Source organism: Vibrio sp. TH_r3 (assembly GCF_033101115.1).
In the GTDB taxonomy this organism is placed as follows: domain Bacteria; phylum Pseudomonadota; class Gammaproteobacteria; order Enterobacterales; family Vibrionaceae; genus Vibrio.
Genome location: NZ_JAWMPW010000004.1, coordinates 65,882 through 85,977, shown reverse-complemented (window position 1 = coordinate 85,977; position 20,096 = coordinate 65,882). Strand labels below are relative to the sequence as shown.

The 20,096-nt window shown below is 40.6% G+C and carries 17 protein-coding genes and 1 pseudogene; 13 read left to right on the top strand and 5 right to left on the bottom strand.

Features of this window, described 5'->3' with window-relative positions; genetic code table 11:
• Positions 1–9 precede the first annotated feature (9 nt).
• Positions 10–705: an orotidine-5'-phosphate decarboxylase gene (gene pyrF, locus R3X26_RS05845; protein ID WP_317716285.1), complete on the top strand. Its 696-nt coding sequence runs from the start codon at positions 10–12 to the stop codon at positions 703–705.
• 114 nt (positions 706–819) lie between these two features.
• Here pyrF and miaE read toward each other — a convergent pair whose 3' ends face one another.
• Together miaE and R3X26_RS05835 are read right to left on the bottom strand one after the other, a co-directional pair.
• Positions 820–1,575, bottom strand: coding sequence for a tRNA isopentenyl-2-thiomethyl-A-37 hydroxylase MiaE (gene miaE / locus R3X26_RS05840; protein WP_317716284.1), 756 nt, complete (start codon positions 1,573–1,575; stop codon positions 820–822).
• Between the two features lie 261 nt (positions 1,576–1,836).
• Positions 1,837–2,601, bottom strand: coding sequence for a DNA repair protein (locus R3X26_RS05835; RefSeq protein ID WP_317716283.1), 765 nt, complete (start codon positions 2,599–2,601; stop codon positions 1,837–1,839).
• A 291-nt stretch (positions 2,602–2,892) separates the two neighbouring features.
• On the opposite strand from R3X26_RS05835, the gene cysB reads away from it, so the two are divergent.
• Complete coding sequence (gene cysB / locus R3X26_RS05830) at positions 2,893–3,867, top strand: HTH-type transcriptional regulator CysB (RefSeq protein WP_317716282.1); 975 nt, start codon at positions 2,893–2,895, stop codon at positions 3,865–3,867.
• A 23-nt stretch (positions 3,868–3,890) separates the two neighbouring features.
• Complete coding sequence (locus R3X26_RS05825) at positions 3,891–5,084, top strand: methyltransferase (protein WP_317716281.1); 1,194 nt, start codon at positions 3,891–3,893, stop codon at positions 5,082–5,084.
• Between the two features lie 126 nt (positions 5,085–5,210).
• Here the strand turns inward: R3X26_RS05825 and R3X26_RS05820 are convergent.
• Positions 5,211–5,318 (bottom strand): annotated as a pseudogene (locus tag R3X26_RS05820) (alanine dehydrogenase); the annotation flags it as partial.
• Between the two features lie 392 nt (positions 5,319–5,710).
• On the opposite strand from R3X26_RS05820, the gene lrp reads away from it, so the two are divergent.
• The 5 genes from lrp to serS all read left to right on the top strand — a co-directional run bounded on the left by lrp (position 5,711) and on the right by serS (position 12,977).
• The gene (gene lrp, locus R3X26_RS05815) at positions 5,711–6,205 is read left to right on the top strand and encodes a leucine-responsive transcriptional regulator Lrp (RefSeq protein WP_317716280.1); all 495 of its coding nucleotides are present in this window, start codon (positions 5,711–5,713) and stop codon (positions 6,203–6,205) included.
• Between the two features lie 227 nt (positions 6,206–6,432).
• Positions 6,433–9,366, top strand: a complete 2,934-nt coding sequence (locus tag R3X26_RS05810) for a DNA translocase FtsK (protein WP_317716279.1) — start codon at positions 6,433–6,435, stop codon at positions 9,364–9,366.
• A 160-nt stretch (positions 9,367–9,526) separates the two neighbouring features.
• Positions 9,527–10,144, top strand: a complete 618-nt coding sequence (gene lolA / locus R3X26_RS05805; RefSeq protein WP_317716435.1) for an outer membrane lipoprotein chaperone LolA — start codon at positions 9,527–9,529, stop codon at positions 10,142–10,144.
• 86 nt (positions 10,145–10,230) lie between these two features.
• Positions 10,231–11,580, top strand: coding sequence for a replication-associated recombination protein A (locus R3X26_RS05800; RefSeq protein WP_317716278.1), 1,350 nt, complete (start codon positions 10,231–10,233; stop codon positions 11,578–11,580).
• Positions 11,581–11,684: 104 nt separating this feature from the next.
• Positions 11,685–12,977, top strand: coding sequence for a serine--tRNA ligase (serS, locus tag R3X26_RS05795; protein WP_317716277.1), 1,293 nt, complete (start codon positions 11,685–11,687; stop codon positions 12,975–12,977).
• A gap of 159 nt (positions 12,978–13,136) precedes the next feature.
• On the opposite strand, the gene bioA is transcribed toward serS, so the two are convergent.
• Positions 13,137–14,417 carry an adenosylmethionine--8-amino-7-oxononanoate transaminase gene (gene bioA, locus R3X26_RS05790; protein WP_317716276.1) on the bottom strand — a complete coding sequence of 427 codons (1,281 nt, stop codon included), beginning with the start codon at positions 14,415–14,417 and terminating at the stop codon, positions 13,137–13,139.
• 196 nt (positions 14,418–14,613) lie between these two features.
• On the opposite strand from bioA, the gene bioB reads away from it, so the two are divergent.
• From bioB to bioD, 4 genes are all read left to right on the top strand, one after another.
• Complete coding sequence (gene bioB, locus R3X26_RS05785; protein WP_317716275.1) at positions 14,614–15,666, top strand: biotin synthase BioB; 1,053 nt, start codon at positions 14,614–14,616, stop codon at positions 15,664–15,666.
• Positions 15,667–15,668: 2 nt separating this feature from the next.
• Positions 15,669–16,916: an 8-amino-7-oxononanoate synthase gene (gene bioF, locus R3X26_RS05780; RefSeq protein ID WP_317716274.1), complete on the top strand. Its 1,248-nt coding sequence runs from the start codon at positions 15,669–15,671 to the stop codon at positions 16,914–16,916.
• A 198-nt stretch (positions 16,917–17,114) separates the two neighbouring features.
• Positions 17,115–17,897, top strand: coding sequence for a malonyl-ACP O-methyltransferase BioC (gene bioC, locus R3X26_RS05775; protein ID WP_317716273.1), 783 nt, complete (start codon positions 17,115–17,117; stop codon positions 17,895–17,897).
• Positions 17,894–18,583 carry a dethiobiotin synthase gene (bioD, locus tag R3X26_RS05770; protein WP_317716272.1) on the top strand — a complete coding sequence of 230 codons (690 nt, stop codon included), beginning with the start codon at positions 17,894–17,896 and terminating at the stop codon, positions 18,581–18,583. Before bioC ends, bioD begins: the two co-directional genes overlap by 4 nt.
• Positions 18,584–18,748: 165 nt before the next feature.
• Here the strand turns inward: bioD and R3X26_RS05765 are convergent, their stop codons facing one another.
• The gene (locus R3X26_RS05765) at positions 18,749–18,916 is read right to left on the bottom strand and encodes a hypothetical protein (protein ID WP_317716271.1); all 168 of its coding nucleotides are present in this window, start codon (positions 18,914–18,916) and stop codon (positions 18,749–18,751) included.
• A 296-nt stretch (positions 18,917–19,212) separates the two neighbouring features.
• Between R3X26_RS05765 and R3X26_RS05760 the strand changes: the two genes are divergently transcribed.
• On the top strand, positions 19,213–19,869 hold the full coding sequence (locus tag R3X26_RS05760; RefSeq protein WP_317716270.1) for a hypothetical protein: 657 nt from the start codon (positions 19,213–19,215) through the stop codon (positions 19,867–19,869).
• Positions 19,870–20,096: the final 227 nt, after the last annotated feature.

The window sequence follows — 20,096 nt, the reverse complement described above, 5'->3', positions numbered from 1 at the left end:
GGAGAAAAAATGTTGGATCAAAAAGTAATAGTGGCTTTAGATTATGACAATCAAGCAGATGCTTTGGCCTTTGTCGATAAAATTGACCCTAATTCTTGTCGTTTAAAAGTAGGCAAAGAGATGTTTACTTTATATGGTCCACAATTTGTGCAAGCTTTGCACAAGCGCGGCTTTTCAGTCTTTCTGGATCTTAAGTTCCATGATATTCCTAATACTTGTTCAAAAGCAATAAGAGCTGCGGCTGAACTCGGCGTGTGGATGGTAAATTTACACGCGAGTGGTGGCGAGAAAATGATGTCTGCTTCGCGAGAAATTTTGCAACCATACGGTAAAGATCGGCCACTTCTAATTGGTGTCACGGTATTAACCAGTATGGAACAAACCGACCTTGCGGGCGTTGGCTTAGATATTAGCCCGCAACAGCAAGTAATGCGCTTAGCTCAATTAACTAAAAACAGTGGTTTAGATGGCGTCGTATGTTCGGCTCAAGAATCATCTATGTTAAAGGCAGAGTTAGGTAAAGAGTTTAAATTGGTCACACCGGGAATTCGTCCTGAAGGCAGCGCTGTTGGTGATCAAAAACGTATTATGACACCAGTAGAAGCGATACAAGCAGGCTCAGATTATTTAGTCATAGGCCGTCCTATCACTCAAGCAAATGATCCCGCAGCTGTTTTAGCCGATATAAATAAGACACTACAGTAAGGTAAATGGCCTGAACTTTGGCAAGTTGCACTGTAAAATTCGAGTGTTATAGGTGCATGTGTCCAGAGTTCAGGTGCGCTGTTATTTTCGTAAATAACTTATAGCCCTAAAAACTCATTCAGGTAAACCGCTGTGAAGTTTAAAATCGCTGTCTGGTGAAGAAATGAGCTCGGCTTCAAGCGTAGCGAAATATTCCACTCTTTCAGTAATATCTTCATTTGTGATTTGTTGAGCTAACGCTAAATAATCTTGATAGTGACGCGCTTCAGAGCGCAGCAAGGAAACGTAAAATTTACCAATATCTTCAGGGAGATGAGGAGCCAGCTTTGCAAAACGCTCACAGGAACGAGCCTCAATAAATGCCCCAATAATCAGCTTATCAATCAAAGCTTCAGGTTCGTACGTGCGAACCTGTTTAATCATACCTTTAGCGTATCTAGCTGCTGGAATAGGCTCATAAGTCAGTTGGTTATTTTCAATAATTTCTAAAACTTGATAGAAGTGATGTAACTCCTCCCTGATCAGTAATACCATTTTATCGATCATGTCTTGTCCGTATACACAATCTGTTCGGGGTTTGATTGATTTGGAAATAACATTTTGGCCTTTTAACGACTCAAGATCGCCAATGCGTTTATAGGCGAACTGTTCGTAAGGCAAAACAAGAGCGGATAGCTGCTCAATACCTTCAGGCGTTAAAGCGTACCTCTTAAGTAAAAACATCGCACTTTGAGCGGCTTTTAACTCACATATTAAATGGTCGCGTAATATAACAGGCAAGTTATTTGGCTTCTTGGCTTCTTCAACCCAAGCATCGGGGGTTGAACATTTAAGAAAAGCGTAGATTGGTGCTAAAAGTTCTTGGTACATGATATTTAAATTATTGCGAAATTTATTATACCGATTATACCATGGTGAGCTGTAGTACTAGGAGCAATTAATGTGGGTAAAGTGTTAGTTTAAAAAAGACTCTATTTATTGGCCTAATTCATTGTAGTGTTGTTGACTAATAGCAAAATACCTAGTCTGCAATAAAAGTGGAATAATGCACTTTTATTGCAGGAATTAGTTGCTGTAATAGTTGATTAGTTAAAAATAAATGACAAAAATGATGTTAAAAATGCGCAAACATCACCATTTTTTCTTTTCACCAAATAATGCATCCATGTCGTTATCACGTTCTTTTTCTTCTTGTGCTAATAACTGATCGGCATTTCGTTCTTTTTTATTTCTATCCAGTTCATCTAACATTGACTGCAGTTTCTCACGAGCTTGGTTGGAATAGCTGTCATTTTTTGTTGTTAAAACATCGATAGCTTTTTTAAGTAATTGCCTAGCTGTACCCGTTTGATTACGCACTACAGCTTCATTGGCCCTTTTTATGACATTTTCTATGTTAATGCGGACTTGAATAGTTTCTAGACGAGCATTCTCAGCAACATAGCTTTGAGTATTAAAACGACCTTTATTATGCTCGCTACGGATAGTATCTCGTAAACGTTTGACCAACTTGAGCATAACAATCGCTTGTTTATCACTATTAGGGACTTTAAAGGACGTACTATCTTCACGTGTACTGTTACTTTTTAGAGCTTGGATTTGACCTTTCATATTTTCAACTCGTTGTGCTAATTGCTTATTCTTTGGATCAAGCATCAGCATATTTTCCAATGCGTCTAAAATTCGATTATTTAAACAAATTAGTAGCTCTTGGCTGAAAGGTAGGTGATGAGCATTGCCAATAAGATCTTCTGTCGCATCAATAATAGTTAGGTAGCGAGCGGATTCTTGCTTACGTGTAGACTCAACCTTTGTTTTATACTGTAACATTACGTTATAGCCGATAACGAGAACCAGTAATATCGCCACGAGGATAATAATTAAACCAATATTCATAAAGTAGTATCTATCGGGTGGAATAATAAATTATCAATAAGCATACACTATTCTCTAATCAGCCTACAGCCGTATTGGTTAATGAAGATGGTAATTTGTGCACAAATATTGAGTAATCAATAGTCAACATAATCGTCATTTTATTTGGCAATTGCTTCATGGCATCGACCTAAAGCAAATTTTCCTTTCTAACGGTAGTTTTTCTCTATCAATTATCCTAATTAAAGGTTATAAATAGGGTTTATAACCTTTAATTATAACGTTAGACGGTAAAGGAATACAGGTAGCAAAATGAAATTACAGCAACTGAAATATATTGTTGAAGTAGTCAATCATAATTTAAATGTTTCTGCTACTGCTGAAAGCCTCTACACCTCTCAACCAGGGATTAGTAAGCAAGTTAGGTTACTTGAAGATGAACTTGGTATTCAAATATTTGAACGTAGCGGTAAACACCTAACTCAAGTTACAACCGCGGGTGAGGATATTATCCGAATTGCAAGAGAAATTCTTTCTCGTGCAGAGAGTATTAAATCTGTCGCAAGTGATCATACTAATCCTGAAATAGGCACATTAAATATATCCACTACACATACTCAAGCTCGTTATGCATTACCCGAGGTTATAAAAGGTTTTACTACGCGTTATCCCAAAGTCTCACTAAATATGCACCAAGGTACACCTTCCCAGATGTCTGAAGCGGTTGCAAAAGGCACAGCAAATTTTGCTATTGCAACAGAAGCTTTGCACTTATATCAAGATGCTATCATGCTTCCTTGTTACCATTGGAACCGATCTATTGTTGTGACCAAAGACCATCCTTTAGCGCAAAAAGAATCGGTAACCATTGAAGATCTGGCGGCATTTTCTTTAGTCACTTATGTGTTTGGCTATACCGGAAGTTCGGATATTGATACTGCATTCAATCAGGTAGGGTTAACGGCAAAAATTGTTTTTACTGCGACCGATGCCGACGTCATTAAAACTTACGTAAGAATGGGGATTGGTGTTGGCGTTATCGCCAGTATGGCGATTAATCAAGTTGAAGATAGTGATTTAGTGGTTATTGACGCAAGCCATATTTTTGGGTTGAGTACCGCAAGCATTGTATTTAGGCGTGGAACCTTTTTACGTTCTTATATGTTTGATTTTATGGAGCGTTTTGCACCACACCTGACTCGCCCTGTAGTCGAACAGGCAATCTCTTTGAGAAATAATGCGGAGATAGAAACAATGTTTAAAGATATCGACTTGCCTATTCGTTAACTCTTCTACTGTGAGCCAAAACATTGCACAAACCCTTTTTACAGCTTGAACAGATATTAAGCCAACATCAGTTACTATGGCGGTTTGAACCATTTCATCAGAGTGCTCAGTCTACATTACCTTGGGTAGAAGATTATCCAGATTTATGTCATTGGTTAAATGCTTTATCTATCGAACAAATTATACAGTATAAATTATCCACCACACGTTTATTAGCAGATGTAAATAGTGTATTTCCTAGCGCAAAAAGCCTAAATCACCTTGTCAAATTATCGACAGATAATCACTTGCCACTTAATTTAGAACGAGGGATAACTGCAGGTATTCCAGGAAGAAAATTACAGCAAATAACGTCAATGGGAAGCTTTTTACTTAACAACCATAAAGGTCAGTCATGGATCGAATGGTGTGCTGGAAAGGGCTATTTAGGTCGAATTTTAGCATCACATTCACCTCAATTGGTTACAAGTTTTGAGTGGCAACAATCGCTTTGTGAGGCTGGACAAATAGAAGCGCAGAAAAAATCGTTAAACATGAAGTTTATTCAAGGTGATGCCTTATCACCAGAAGCTAAAAACATGCTAACAGAACAGCACCACGCTGTGGCACTACATGCCTGTGGAGATTTACATGTACGACTAATTGAGCATGCTAGCGCAGCGGGTAGCCAGGCGATTTCTATTTCACCTTGTTGCTATCATCTAATAGAAAAAAAACACTACCAACCGTTATCTGCTTACGCAATTTCAAATTCAACGCTTAACCTTTCTAAAGCGGAACTGCGAATCCCACTGCAAGAGACGGTAACTGGCGGACAAAGAGTCGTGCGACATCGAGAGCAAGAAATGAGCTATCGCTTAGGGTTTGATCTGCTACTTAAACAACGCTTAGATATAGAGGGTTATGTGGCCATTCCGAGTATCAAAAAATCGATGCTTGCTGGTGGTTTTGAAGATTTTTGTTATTGGGCAGCAGAACAAAAAAATATCGTCTTACCAACAATAAATTTTGAATATTGGCAGAAAAAAGGAACAGAGCGTTTTTGGCATATGGAACGTTTAAGCTTGGCTCAGCAGATGTTTCGGCGAGCATTAGAACTTTGGCTCGTGTACGACCGAGTACTGTTTTTGCAAGAGCATGGTTACACCGTCACTGTTACTGAGTTCTGTGACCGTTCCGTTACACCAAGAAATATTATTATTCATGCAATAAAATAATCGATCTACTCTAGCTTCGCTAGTCTCCGTTGGTGTGGCTTTTGGTGATACGTTAGAACGAATTTTTATTTGTATTAAGTTGCTGGACGACTTGATACTTATTTAGCCACATAATGTCGCCTGAAAGCCTAAATTATTTTTTGCAGTATCATAGTCTATACAGGCAGCGTTGCTCTTGATAAGCTGTCGGGTCTGTGAAAAATTGGCTGCAAGGTGCAGATAAGTAAATAATATTTATTCAGCCCTAGCGTTTATGGTTTTACAGATAGAGGTTTATTTACATTTACGACGAATGTTTGTTTAGTTAACTCATTGTAGCGCTAGCTCACTTTTAGTCTTGAGATATTGTCCGTTATTTACTGTGTTTCAAGCGGTTGTTAGATTGATATTTTAATAGTGAACCCGATACTTTTAATTGCTTAGGTTCTAGCTTTTGTGGTTGGTTTTATAGCGTTAATAACTAGATTTATGGGTTTAATATTAGGTTTATAGTTGTAATAACTAGGTTTTTAGTTTAAAACCAATATATACCTCTAATATGAAGAGCGAAAAGTAATATTTGATTCTGCATATTACCAGGTTGTAATATGTTTCTTTGCAGGGAAGTTAAAAGGTGGAATAAAAAAATGGCAGATAACTACAAAAAGCCGTCCAAGGAACTGGATCGTATCGATCGCAATATATTGAATGAATTGCAGAAAGATGGTCGTATTTCGAATGTAGAGTTGTCTAAGCGAGTAGGTCTTTCACCTACTCCATGCTTGGAGCGTGTTCGTCGATTGGAACGACAAGGGTATATCATAGGTTATACCGCATTATTGAACCCACAATATTTAGATGCATCTTTACTTGTATTTGTAGAGATAACTCTTAATCGCGGTGCTCCTGATGTATTTGAGCAATTTAATACCGCAGTACAGAAGTTAGATGATATTCAAGAGTGTCACCTAGTATCTGGTGATTTTGATTATCTTCTTAAAACACGTGTATCGGATATGGGAGCATATCGTAAACTGCTTGGTGACACATTGTTGCGATTACCTGGTGTAAACGACACTCGTACTTATGTTGTTATGGAAGAAGTTAAACAATCGAATCAATTGGTTATCCAAACGCGATAGAAGAGGATTTATGCAAGCCTTAAATTTGGACTAGAGTCTGATTAAAGCTTGCTATAAATTGGGTTTCGGTTGATGTTATGATTAAATTCAACGTATTAAATCGTACCCATCAGTCGAGCGGCAATTGCCGCTCGGATTGTTTATATAACCAAGTAATCTTCTTATACATGTAAAGCGTAAAAACGAATATATCTAAAGCATAAACGAAGAGTAAAAAACAAAATTCTATGTTCAAAGAGCAAAAAGCGAAAGTACAAACTATTTTAAAAACTGGTGATGATGGCGATCAGTATCGTCTTAACGGTTTTCAGCGTCTTCGAGAGTGTTGTTTTATTCTTGGATCGTTGATGGCGATTTTTTTGGCTATTTCTCTATTTAGCTTTAGTCCTGCTGATCCTTCATGGTCACAAACATCATGGGGAATGGAAGTTAATAATTCTGCTGGGATGTTGGGAGCGTGGGTTGCGGATACTTTCTTTTTTGTTTTTGGATCCTTGGCGTATTGTTTACCACCTATTTTAGTGTTCCTTACTTGGGGGTTGTTTCGCAAAAGAGGTGAAAAAGATCCGATTGACCTAATGTTATGGGGGACCAGAATATTAGGTTTGAGTTTAGTCATTCTGACCAGTTGTGGTTTGGCTGATATAAATTTTGATGATATTTGGTATTTCTCTTCTGGTGGTGTAATCGGAGACGTATTAACTAGTTTATCTCTTCCTACATTAAATGTGCTGGGTACAACCATTGTATTATTATTTTTGTGGGGAGCAGGGATTACACTTTTAACGGGTATTTCTTGGCTATCAATTGTTGAATTTTTAGGATCCTCTTTTTTAGGTGCAATTGCTTGGATGGTCAATTCTTTACGTGGAAACAACAAAGAAAAATTGCATGCAGTGAACAATGATTATGTAACCGAGTCGTCAGATGAACAACAACCCTTAGACAGTCCAATTGTTCATCGTCTTGAACCAGAAGCTAAACCGGAACCGCGTAGGTATAATATTCATGTTCCACATGAAGACTCCAAGTCCGATGAGGTGAATCAACAACCCCTCACGATTGATCGTTCTTCACAATTGAATTCAACGATTGAGAAGTTAGAGCAAGATGCGCAAAATAATGGCGATTTTCCTGTTATTAACTTGACTGATCCCGAGCATACTGTTGCACACAGGTCGACGTCACACTCTGTCGTATCTCCACAAGAGGCGCCTCAATCACTAGCAATAGAAGAAAATGATGGAAAAATAGAACCGTCTATATCGCTAGGCAATATAGATAGCTTGCTAGATGATGAAGATAAAAAGCAACAGGCAGTCGGTGCGCAAGATGCGGTGGAAGTAAAAAATATTGGTGATGAAAATACTGCAACAGACCACCTTGAGGATACTCATTGTAGCCTCGATCCTTACGCTGTTAATTCCCAAGAGTTTGCCAGCAACAACATTGCACCGGTAGATGGGGCTGCTAATCCTGTAGAGCCAGAATCCGCACAATCTCCATCTGCACCAACACCATCTACTCCAACTATATCCAACGAACCACAAACAGCGGTTGATAACGATTCATTGGCATTCCAAGATCTGGTGGCCGAAGCACAGAAAAATATGGCAGGTGAGCAGAATCCATTTTTGATGCAAAAGCAGCAAGATCTGCCAGTTCCTACTACGCCGTTACCCGCATTGGATCTACTTTATTACCCTGAAAAACGTGAAAATCAAATTGATAGGGCAGTGCTTGAAGATATCGCTCGATTAGTAGAATCGAAATTAGAAGATTTTAAAATCAAAGCGAGAGTGGTTGATATATTTCCGGGTCCAGTGATCACGCGTTTTGAATTGGATTTGGCGCCGGGCGTAAAAGTTAGCCGAATTTCAGGTTTGTCTATGGATTTAGCTCGTTCACTTTCTGCTATGGCCGTAAGGGTCGTTGAAGTGATTCCGGGTAAACCATATGTTGGTCTAGAACTGCCGAACATGACTCGTCAGACCGTGTATTTTTCTGATGTTGTTGGAAGTAAGATATTTCAAGAGTCGACTTCTCCAACCACGGTTGTTATGGGGCAAGATATTGGCGGTGAAGCCGTGATTGCCGATATTGCTAAAATGCCTCATGTGTTGGTGGCTGGTACAACGGGTTCCGGTAAATCGGTTGGTGTCAACGTTATGATCTTGAGTATGCTTTACAAGGCCAAGCCTGAAGATTTGCGTTTTATCATGATTGACCCAAAAATGTTAGAGCTGTCCATTTATGAAGGCATACCGCATCTATTAGCTGAAGTTGTTACCGATATGAAAGATGCTTCCAATGCATTGCGTTGGTGTGTTGGTGAGATGGAACGTCGCTATAAACTGATGTCGGCATTAGGTGTGAGAAATGTTAAGGGCTTTAATGATAAATTAAAAATGGCCGCAGATGCAGGCCACCCGATTCATGACCCATTATGGAAAGCCGGTGACAGTATGGATGAGTTACCGCCATTACTGGAAAAACTGCCTTACATAGTCGTGGTGGTAGATGAGTTTGCCGACTTAATTATGGTGGTGGGCAAAAAAGTTGAAGAGTTGATTGCAAGACTAGCACAGAAAGCACGTGCGGCTGGTATTCATCTTATTTTGGCGACTCAGCGTCCATCAGTAGATGTGATTACTGGCCTTATTAAAGCCAATATCCCTACGCGTGTAGCGTTCACGGTTTCAACCAAAACGGACTCTAGAACCATTCTAGATCAAGGTGGCGCTGAATCCTTATTAGGTATGGGTGATATGTTGTATCTACCACCGGGATCCAGCCATACGATTCGTGTCCATGGTGCCTTTGCATCTGATGACGATGTTCATGCGGTGGTAAATGATTGGAAAGCCCGTGGACAGCCAAATTATATTGATGAAATAATTAAAGGCGAACAGACAAGCGATACCTTATTACCGGGTGAAAGCCTTGATAGCGATGAAGATGTTGATCCACTGTTTGACCAAGTTGTGGAGCATGTGGTTCACAGCCGTCGTGGTTCGGTATCTGGCGTGCAACGACGATTTAAAATTGGCTACAACCGAGCAGCACGTATCGTGGAGCAATTAGAAGCACAAGGCATCGTTAGTGCGCCAGGCCACAATGGCAATCGTGAAGTTATTGCACCGCCGCCTGTGAAAGAGTAATCACAGTGCTTGTTGGAGCGATAGTCATTTTAGGAACTAACTGACACCGAGCGAGTCCAATAAATCAGTATTCATATTACGAGTTTAATGAATGAAAAAATTGTTTAGCCTGTTTGTATCAACTAGTTTTGTATCGCATTTTTATAAACCACGCTTTGGTATGTTGCGTGGTTGCCAATACATCGTTGTCGCTTTGACTGCAGTACTGTTTAGTACCTCCGTTTTGGCAACCGCCAAAGATGAATTAAATTCGCGCCTATCCAAAACAGACGGATTTAGCGCCTCTTTCTCGCAAACGGTGATCAGTGCCGACAATGAAATTGTTATGCAAGGAGAAGGGCTGGTAGAAATCGCTCGCCCGAGTTTATTTCGTTGGACCACCACATTACCCGACGAAAATATTCTCGTTTCAGATGGCAAAACCTTATGGTATTACGACCCATTTATTGAGCAAGTGAGCATCTACTGGCAAGAACAAGCCACTGCGCAAACCCCATTTATTCTATTAACACGTAATAGAGCCAGTGATTGGGATAACTACAACGTAGTGCAAAATGGCGACCAATTTATTTTGACTCCTACCGCGGTCGATTCTAATCAAGGTCAATTTGAACTGAATGTGGAACAAAGTGGCGAGATTAAAGGGTTCAATGTGATTGAACAAGATGGTCAAAAAGGCCAATTTGTCTTTAATAACTATCAAAATGACGTGCCAAACAAACAACGTTTTAGCTTTGTTATTCCAGATGGCGTTGAAATTGACGACCAGCGCGAGTGATACTCTGGTAGAAAATGAATATGCTGGTAAAAAAATGTTTGTACTAACCTAAAATCAGAATAACAGTGAATGAGTAACGACCGTTTATGAGCAATTACAGTTTAGACTTTACCGCTGATGAAGATTTTCGGCCACTTGCGGCACGAATGCGACCAACAACAGTCGAACAGTACATTGGCCAAGAGCATGTTTTAGGTGAAGGTAAGCCGTTGCGCCGAGCATTGCAAGCGGGGCAAATACACTCGATGATTCTATGGGGGCCACCCGGAACAGGCAAAACCACATTAGCGGAAGTGGCCGCCAATTACGCTAATGCTGAAGTAGAACGTGTTTCTGCGGTTACTTCCGGAGTAAAGGATATACGAGCAGCGATAGAAAAGGCTCGAGAGAATAAATTGGTTGGTCACCGAACCATTTTATTTGTCGACGAAGTACACCGTTTCAACAAAAGCCAGCAAGATGCTTTTTTACCCCATATTGAAGACGGCACGATTACTTTTATTGGCGCGACTACAGAAAATCCCTCGTTTGAACTTAACAATGCATTATTATCACGTGCGAGAGTGTATAAACTTACCTCGTTAAATAATAACGCTATTTTACAAGTCTTGAACCAAGCGATAAATGATCAAGAGCGCGGGTTAGGCAAAACAAAAGCACACTTTGCTGATAATGTGTTAGACCGATTAGCTGAACTGGTTAATGGTGACGCACGTATGTCACTCAATTATCTTGAGCTAATGTATGATATGGCGCAAGAGAATGAAGAATCGATAAAGCAAATTGATTTACCCTTGTTAGCGGAGGTGGCTGGGGAAAAAGTATCTCGTTTTGATAACAAAGGAGATATTTGGTACGACCTTATTTCGGCGGTACATAAATCGATCCGTGGTTCCGACCCAGATGCAGCACTGTATTGGTCTGCAAGAATGATGGTAGCCGGTTGTGATCCACTGTATATTGTACGTCGTTTACTGGCCATTGCCTCCGAAGATATTGGTAACGCCGACCCACGAGCGATGCAAATCGCCGTGTCAGCATGGGATTGCTTTACTCGCATAGGCCCAGCAGAAGGAGAACGTGCGATTGCTCAAGCCGTTGTGTATTTAGCGTGCGCGCCCAAAAGTAACGCTGTTTACACCGCCTGGAAACAAGCGTTATCTGACGCACGCGACCAACCTGAATATGAAGTGCCTCATCATTTAAGAAACGCTCCCACCAGTTTAATGAAAGATATGGGCTACGGAGAAGAGTATCGATACGCGCATAACGAACCTAATGCTTATGCAGCTGGAGAAAATTACTTCCCGCCAGAAATGGCACAAACACGTTATTATTTGCCTACCAACCGAGGCTTAGAGAGCAAAATAGCGGAAAAGTTAGATTATCTTGCCTCGTTAGATGAAAAAAGCCCACAAAAGCGCTATGAAAAGTAGTGCTTTTTGGATATCTTTACTCGATTAACTATTCTATAGCGCATTGATAACGATATTACTGTTGATCAAGCGTTTTTTCTCAACTAAAAGGCATAGGATTAGCAATGCTAGATTCTAAATTACTTCGAACAGAGCTAGATGAAATAGCTGGAAAATTAGCCCGTCGAGGATTTACTCTCGACGTAGAAACCATTCGTGCACTTGAAGAGCAACGCAAATCGTTGCAGATCAAAACAGAAGAGTTGCAAGCGCTACGAAATTCCCGTTCGAAGTCCATCGGTCAAGCGAAAGCAAAAGGCGATCATGATGAAGCTGCCCGTATTCTAGCTGAAGTTGGTAACCTAGGTAGTGAACTAGATGAAGCGAAAGCAGCGTTAGCCGACCTGCAAACTAAGCTGGAAAGTATTAGCTTATCGGTTCCGAATTTACCTGACGATTCTGTACCAAACGGCAAAGACGAAAATGAAAACGTCGAAGTTGCTCGTTGGGGTGAACCGAAAACGTATCCATTCGAATTAAAAGATCATGTTGACCTTGGTGAATTGGCAGGTGGTCTTGATTTCCAAAGTGCCGTTAAAATTTCTGGTTCGCGTTTTATCGTGATGAAAGGTCAATTTGCTCGTTTACATCGTGCTCTTGCTCAGTTTATGCTTGATTTGCACACTGAACAGCATGGTTATACTGAAATGTATGTTCCTTATTTAGTCAATCATGACAGCCTTTACGGCACAGGACAGTTGCCTAAATTTGGTGAAGACCTTTTCCATACCAAACCAGCAACAGAAGAAGGTCAAGGTATGTGTTTAATACCAACCGCCGAAGTGCCTGTTACTAATATGGTACGCGATACGATTACCAATGAAGCAGATTTACCGCTTAAAATGACCGCTCATACACCATGTTTCCGCTCTGAAGCTGGGTCGTACGGTCGTGATACACGCGGTCTTATTCGTATGCATCAGTTCGATAAAGTGGAGTTAGTACAAGTAACTAAACCAGAAGATTCGATGAATGCATTGGAAGAGTTAACCGGTCATGCAGAAAAAGTGTTGCAACTTCTAGAACTACCTTATCGTAAAGTGGTGCTATGTACTGGCGATATGGGCTTCGGTGCTTGTAAAACTTACGATTTAGAAGTGTGGGTTCCTGCTCAAGAGACTTACCGAGAAATTTCATCATGTTCTAATATGTGGGATTTCCAAGCGCGTCGTATGCAAGCGCGTTTCCGTCGTAAAGGCGAGAAAAAACCTGAATTAGTGCATACATTGAATGGATCAGGCTTGGCGGTAGGGCGTACTATGGTGGCAGTGTTAGAAAACAACCAGCAAGCTGATGGCCGCATAGAGATCCCACAAGTGTTGCGTAAGTACATGAATGGTTTAACCCATATCGGTTAAGGTTAGCTCGGGATTACGTTTATTTCGAACTAATGTTAATTTCGAACTAACGCTAATCTCGAGCCAAGGCAGATCTTAGTAACATCATTGCAAATAAAAGCCGACAATACGATGTCGGCTTTATTGATCTTATTGCGTCATTTACTCGAGCGAACTTAACTAGCCCACAAAGCAGGCTTCATTTTGTACCGCTTTTTCAATCACTTCTATTAGCTGATTAATTTGTTCTTCATTACTGATATACGGTGGCATGATATAAATTAACTTACCAAACGGCCGTATCCACACACCGTTGTCGACGAAAAACTTTTGAATGACCACCATGTTAACCGCTCGCTTGGTTTCTACCACACCAATAGCGCCTAGCCAACGAGTATCCTTGACTAACGGGTACTGATTCAAGCTAGGCAGTTTGGCGGCGAAAAGTGATTCAATCGAGGCAGTTTGTGTTTGCCATCCACCCGATTCTATTAATTGCATACTAGCCGATGCCACTGCGCATGCTAAAGGATTACCCATAAATGTAGGGCCGTGCATAAAGCAACCAGCTTCACCGTTGCACACCGTATCGGCAACATGCTTACTGGTTAATGTTGCAGACAGAGTCATATAACCGCCGGTTAATGCTTTGCCCAAACAGAGAATGTCGGGTTGGATATTCGCATGTTCACAGGCAAACAGTTTACCAGTTCGCCCGAAGCCAGTCGCAATTTCATCCAGTATAAGAAGCACATCAAATTCATTACATAACTGGCGAACTTGTTTAAGAAATTCAGGATGGTAAATACGCATCCCACCAGCACCTTGAACAATAGGTTCTATTATTACTGCGGCAATCTGCTGGTGGTTTTCCGTTAGTTTGTGCTTAAAGTCGGTTATATCATTAGGATCCCATGTCTGCCAGAAGCCAACTTTGGGTGAGTCAGCAAATATATGTTCAGGAAGAAAGCCTTTGTACAGGCTATGCATAGAATTATCTGGGTCGGTAACCGACATTGCGGCAAAAGTATCGCCATGATAACCATCACGCAAAGTTAAAAATTTGGATTTAGGCTTACCTTTGCTATGCCAATACTGCAAGGCCATTTTCAAGCTTACTTCTACGGCCACCGAACCTGAATCCGCCAAGAAAACCTGTTGCAAATTATCGGGTGTGAGTTTGAGTAATTTTTTGCACAAATCAATCGCCGGTTGGTGAGTTAAACCACCAAACATCACATGAGAAAAGTGGTCAATTTGTTGATGCGCCGCAGCATTTAGCAGTGGATGGTTGTAGCCATGAATAGCCGACCACCAAGAGGACATCCCATCTACTAACACTTCGCCAGATTCTAACTGAATAGTCGCACCTTCGGCTCGTGATACCGGATAGCAAGTCAACGGATTTACCGTGGAAGTATAAGGGTGCCATATGTGTTGCCGATCAAAATTTAAATCCATAAATTACCAATTGATTATTTTGTGTCCAGTTGTAAGCTTAAATGCCTTAATGATAGTTGACAGTTTAAAGCTTATCAGTAGACTAGCCAAGTATTACAAAGCACGCTGGTTAAAAAGCGGCCCGACTAGTTCGTACTAACAAGAACAAACAAGAACAAACAAGCAAAAATACAGACTCAACTAAAGGAAGCATCACGTGGAAGTTCGTCATAATTGGCAAGTCGAAGAAGTTCGTGCATTACTAGAAAAACCTTTTATGGACCTGTTGTTTGAAGCACAGCAAGTTCATCGTCAATACCAGCAACATAATTATGTGCAAGTCAGTACGCTTCTTTCGATTAAAACTGGTGCCTGTCCCGAAGATTGTAAATATTGCCCACAAAGTGCCCACTATCGAACCGATGTAGATAGAGAACGCTTAATGGAAGTGAAAAGTGTGTTACAAGCAGCAACACAAGCCAAAAATGCCGGTTCAACGCGTTTTTGCATGGGTGCGGCTTGGAAAAACCCTAAACAACGCGATATGCCTTATTTAAAAGAGATGATTAAAGGGGTTAAAGAGTTAGGTTTAGAAACGTGTATGACCCTTGGCATGCTCACGCCAGAGCAAGCCAAAGAGTTAGCTGACTCAGGTCTCGATTATTACAATCATAACCTCGATACCTCACCAGAATATTACGGCCAAATCATTACTACTCGAACCTATCAAGATAGGTTAGATACTTTATCGCATGTACGTGATTCTGGTATGAAAATCTGCTCTGGTGGGATTATTGGTATGGGAGAAAGTGTTAATGATCGTGCCAGTCTGTTTGTTGAGTTGGCTAACTTACCGGTTCATCCCGAAAGTGTACCGATCAACATGTTGGTTAAAATCAAGGGAACACCGTTAGAGCAAGCGGAAGATGTTGACCCATTTGATTTTATTCGCCTAATTGCTGTGGCGCGAATTATGATGCCACAATCGGCTGTCCGCCTGTCTGCTGGACGCGAAAACATGAACGAACAAATGCAAGCGCTCTGCTTTATGGCAGGTGCTAATTCGGTATTTTATGGTTGTAAATTACTTACCACACCAAATCCAGATGAAGACACCGATAGGCAACTGTTTAATAAGTTGGGAATCAACAGCATGCAAGTGAGTCAAAAACCGGATCAAATACAAGAAAATGAACTGCTTGATAAAGTGATGGAGCGAGTCGCTGCACGGCCGGGCAAAGATGATCTGTTTTATGATGCAAGTGCGTAAACGTGCCGTTTAATCAGCGTATTCAGTCTGAACTAGTCGCACGAGTTAACGCAGGACTCGATCGAAAGTTGACGGTGCTTGAAGGAGGCAATCAATCCACTTTCACGCTTCGCCAGCCTAGTTCTGCTGAATATACACCTGATTCTACGGAATATACACATGGCTCTACGGAACATAAAACTGGCTCTGATAAATATAACGACAACCTCAATCGAGTAGAAAAACGCTATGTGAATTTTTCTAGCAACGATTATTTGGGCTTAGCGAGCTCATCTGAATTAGCGCAAGCATGGCAACAAGGAATCGACAAATATGGCGTCGGTAGTGGTGCATCACCGTTAGTCACGGGGTTTTCACCTGCTCATCAAGCTTTAGAAGACACGCTGTGTGATTGGTTAGGTTACAGCCGAGCGGTAGTATTTAGTTCGGGCTTTAGTGCCAATCAAGCGGTGTTATTTTCTTTATTACAAAAAGATGATCTTTTACTGCAAGACAAATTAAATCATGCCTCTTTGTTAGAAGCTGGCAAGTTAAGCCCAGCTCAGATGAGACGTTTTAAACATAATGATATTGAACAGTTGCGTCACCTTTTGCTCAGTCGCAAACCGCCACTAGTGGTTACTGAAGGTGTGTTTAGTATGGATGGTGACCAAGCGCCTCTTAATCAAATTAATCAGGTGGTTAACCAATCTAATGCTTGGTTAATGGTCGATGATGCGCACGGTATCGGGGTGTTAGGTAAAAATGGTGCGGGCAGTTGTCAACTAGCGGGCATTAAGCCGCAATTTCTGGTGGTGACCTTTGGTAAAGCATTTGGTTTATCGGGCGCGGCGGTACTTTGCAATGCCAGTACTGGTGATTACTTAACTCAGTTTGCTCGCCATCATGTATATTCAACTGCATTACCGCCTAGCCAAGCTCATGCACTCAACCATGCTGCGACTATGTTGCGTACTCAACAATGGCGCAGAGATAAATTAGCCGAGTTGTATCATGCTTATGATAAAGGCTTAAATGGTCTTGCTGGTTTTGTTGCTACTAATACGCCGATTAAGCCGTTTATTTGTGGTGATGTTGAACGAACCTGTCGACTTGCTAATCAACTTAAAGCATCAGGTAATTGGGTTACCGCAATTCGTCCCCCCACGGTGGCCAAGCAAACGAGCAGAATAAGAATTACCTTAACAGCGAATCATACTGTTCAACAAGTGAATCATTTAACTCATAGTATCAATATGTTAACTAATTAATCAGTTGGCTTAGCCAGCCAGTTTAACCAGTTTACTTAGTCAGTCTATTTGACCTGTCAGTTTAATCAGTCAGTTTAAACAATATAGACGTAGAGTGCACAAATACAGGGGTTGGGCGCATAAACCCAGCGATAGAATGCATAAGTGCCGAGTTAGGATGCATAAATACAAGGTAGAATATACAAAGTGAGAGGGACAATGGCCAATAACCTAACTCGTAAAGCAGCGATAGCCCAAGCTTTTAGTAAAGCGGCGCCAAATTATGATCAACATGCTCAATTCCAAAGGCAAGTCGGCAGAGATCTATTAGCTCAATTACCGCTAGATTTAAAAGGGTTAACGGTATTAGATCTCGGTTGTGGCACCGGCTATTTTTCTCAATGCCTTGTTGAGAGAGGGGCACAAGTGGTGGCGTTAGATTTATCATTAAGCATGCTGAAACAAACTCAGATTCGTTGTCAATCGCAAACCATACAATACTGTCAAGCGGACGCCGAGGCGCTGCCCTTTGCAGAGCAACAATTTGACATGGTATTTTCTAGCTTAGCATTGCAATGGTGCGACAACTTAGCTGTCCCTCTAAAAGAGTTACAACGAGTCACTAAACCCGGTGGCAGAGTGGTTTTTTCTACCTTAATGGATGGCTCGTTAATCGAGTTGCAACAGGCATGGTCTAAAATTGATACACATCAACATGTCAATGTATTCCTTAATAAAAACCAAATAAAATTTGCGTTAGCGCAATCTGGATCACAAAATCATCACTTAAACTGCTACCCAGTTCAGCTTTGGTATTCATCTGCATTCAACTTAATGCGTGATTTAAAAGGAATTGGAGCAACTCATGTCAGTGATAGGGCGGTAGGTTTAACCAAAAAACACACCTTATTGCGTGTTGAGAGTGAATATCAACGCTTTAGAAATAATAATAATTTGTTGCCTGCAACTTATCAGGTCTGTTTAGGAACTATTTTTTTATGATCAAAGCATTTTTCATTGCCGGTACCGATACCGAAGTAGGTAAAACGGTTGCTTCAAAAGCCATATTACAAGCACTTGCGGATAAAGGGCTGGCCACCATTGGCTATAAACCCGTTGCTGCGGGGAGTGAACAAACAGCTGAAGGATTGAGAAATTCAGATGCGCTTCATTTACAAGAAGCCGCATCGATAGATGCCGCGTACGCTGATGTTAACCCTTATGCACTTGAACATGCGACCTCTCCTCATATTGCCGCTAAATTTGATTCGGTCGATATTGATTTCGCTTTATTAGGCGAAAAATTGGCGGTGCATAAACAAGCGGCAGATGTGGTATTGATTGAAGGTGCAGGGGGCTGGCGAGTACCTATTTCAGATAACGAATGTTTATCCGCTTGGGTACAGCAAGAAAAGCTACCAGTCATATTAGTGGTAGGCATTCAGTTGGGTTGTTTAAACCATGCCATGCTTTCAGTAGAGGCCATCAAGGCCGACGGGTTAGACATTATCGGTTGGGTAGCCAACCGCATCAATCCAGCAACTGAAAATTACTCATCAATTATCAGTATGTTACAAGATAAAATCTCAGCACCAAAGTTAGGTGAAATTCCTTATGTATCGAGTGTGAAAAGAAAGCACATTGGTAAATATATAGATGTTGATCCTATTCTAAAGGCAGCGGGTTAATCGTATTTCTATTATAACGACTGTTACCACTACTAGTTCTACAGTCAGTTAATTAGAGCCAGTTCATTAAAACCGGCTCATTGTAATCACAATGAGCGCATTAAATCATCAATAAAAAAAGGGTAGCAGAATAAATCGGCTACCCACTTTTATTGAACAATAAGTCTACTTGTCAGAATTAAGTCCTAATACTGATTGTTGAGCATTCATTACGTGCTTTTGAACTAAGGATTGGTCACTAATGCCAAGTTGTTCTTTAGCTTGATCTTCAGTGAGCCCTAAGTGGCAACACAATAAATCTATCGCCATTTGAAAGTCGTTGTTCTCAACCATCTTACTGTTCCTTGTGTTGGTTGCAGACGCTTGCGCTGCAAGTTATTGCTACGGATTACTATGGTGAGTAATCTACGTCTTATCACTGGTTTACTCAATAAGACTAAGGTCTAATGTCGCAACTTTATGAACCGCTCTACCTTTGGCACGTCAAAGAATGGGATATCTTACGCAAATGAGACGGGGAAACGTTTTGGTCGATTTGCACATTATCGAAATTAGTAAATTATCGATGCTAATGTGAATTAGATTACATAAAGGCAAAATGTAAGCGAGTAACTTGAACGGGTTAATTAATGAAAGCTTGCTATTTTTCGCTCATCGCGTTGTTTCTGATTAGTTGGTCAACTTTGATTGGTGCTAATACTCACGTATCGTTTGATGGGATTTTAGGTGTTTGGAGAGACGGCGGTAATCGTGAACTTGTAATCGATAATTGTAACGCTTATACCGGTGAGCAGGGAGACATGAAAATTGTTATTGTGAATGAACGATGTAATTTATTGCATTTTTCAATGTACGTTTTTTATAATGAATGCAAATTTAATCCAAATAATATGGTAAAAATTGTAGGTAAAGAAGCAGAGACGCGATTTACTTCAAGTGAAAAAAATTGTGAAAAAGTTTACCAACAAATTTCTAAAAAAAAATATATCCAAAACCCAACCGAAATAGCTCCACTCGAACATGCAACGTCAAAACAAATTGAAAAATCGACGACGTTATCTAAAAACAACATTACACATTATGTGATTCAGTTTTATTCCGGTTTGACTGCTCCGGATATAGATGCCGTTCAATGTAAAACTGCTAATGTTTCCGTCAAGAAGCATAATGAGATGTTTTACATGGTCTCAGAGCAACTAACATATAATGACGCGCAATTAACCCTGCGTGAACTCAAAATGAAATGTGAGAGTTCTGCATGGATTCGCCCTAGTCCGATCCAATAATCAGTTATTTTTACCACTTCGATCCTTGTGGGTATTGGCATTAATACTATCGACTTATAGTGTTGATAGTATTAATTTCATCTACATTTTATCGCGCAAAAACATTTGTTGACAATTTAAAGCAATTTTCCGCTTAACCTTGTAATCAAAATCAACGACTATATATAGAAATTAGTATTGTGTATTCTAGTTTAGCGTATCGTTTAATTTAGAGTTGACCATAATTA